Genomic DNA, 1018 nt, shown 5'->3' with positions numbered 1-1018 from the left:
TACCTAAATGAGCCTCAGTATATGCAATTATTTTAAACTTTATCACCAGCTATATACTACAATGTTGCTGAGCTTTGCTAACATTTACACTTGAAGCTTGGGGAGATTCTAACTCAGTGCTTTTTTCTTCCTGCAAAATAGAAAGCTTCAACAACTCCTTTAGAGTTGATTTTGCAAGTGTTGTATCATCTTTGTTTAAGATGTAGTCTAGCATGCCGTTTTTCTGTAAGAGATTAACAAAATATCTATCTTCCTCATTAAGAACCTCTATCTTGTTAATACAAGATAATACTAAATCCGAATTCTTTGTTGCTAAAATTCCATTCAAAAAGATATCTAATTTTGTTTTATCTTCAGTTAAGTCTTCAGCTAACCGAGTTCTGATATTCTCATTGTCAAACACAATGTACTCGAGGTACGAGGAAGGCTCAATAAGTATAAAGTCCTCTAAAGGCACTAGTTCTGGATAGGTGCCAGCGTAATCAAGTATGCCACACTCAGTAATACACCCTCCTTTTCTTATAACACAGCAATTGAGACGACCATGATACATTGATAACAAAGAAAAAAGACGTATTATACTTGTACCTCTATCTTTCATTTCCTCGAAAAGCTTCCTATCATTTATTAATTTGTGCAAAATGTAATCCATAGCAGGACCTGATTTGCGGAAACGAAACATATTATTCTCTTCAAAAATGGCCTCAGCTAATTCGATAGATTCTTTATCCTCATCTACAAAAGCTTTTTCATTTCTATTTAACTGTATGATCTCAGCTTTGCTATCTCTGCTTAGACCAGTTCTCCTTATTAACATCTCAAATATTTTTGTATTCATATATATCCTATATTAATTAAAGTAAATATTAATAATATTTACTTTTTAAATAAAAATAAATGAAAATTTTAATAAAAATTAAATTTTTTTTAATAGAATAAAAATCTTTTATATTTGCTTGAGTACCAAAAGGGCTTTATTGGTGTAATGCGTTTTCTATTGCGCCTGGCTGCAGTGCCC

General features: G+C 31.5%; 1 protein-coding gene. It reads right to left on the bottom strand.

The features are described from left to right. Positions 1 to 49: 49 nt before the first annotated feature. Complete coding sequence (locus WG67_RS05695; protein ID WP_070357029.1) at positions 50 to 838, bottom strand: hypothetical protein; 789 nt, start codon at positions 836 to 838, stop codon at positions 50 to 52. Positions 839 to 1018 lie beyond the last annotated feature (180 nt).

Source organism: Wolbachia endosymbiont of Drosophila incompta, from assembly GCF_001758565.1.
GTDB classification, from domain to species: domain Bacteria; phylum Pseudomonadota; class Alphaproteobacteria; order Rickettsiales; family Anaplasmataceae; genus Wolbachia; species Wolbachia pipientis.
Note: the sequence above shows the minus strand (reverse complement) of the source record. Positions and strands in the feature narration are given on the sequence as shown.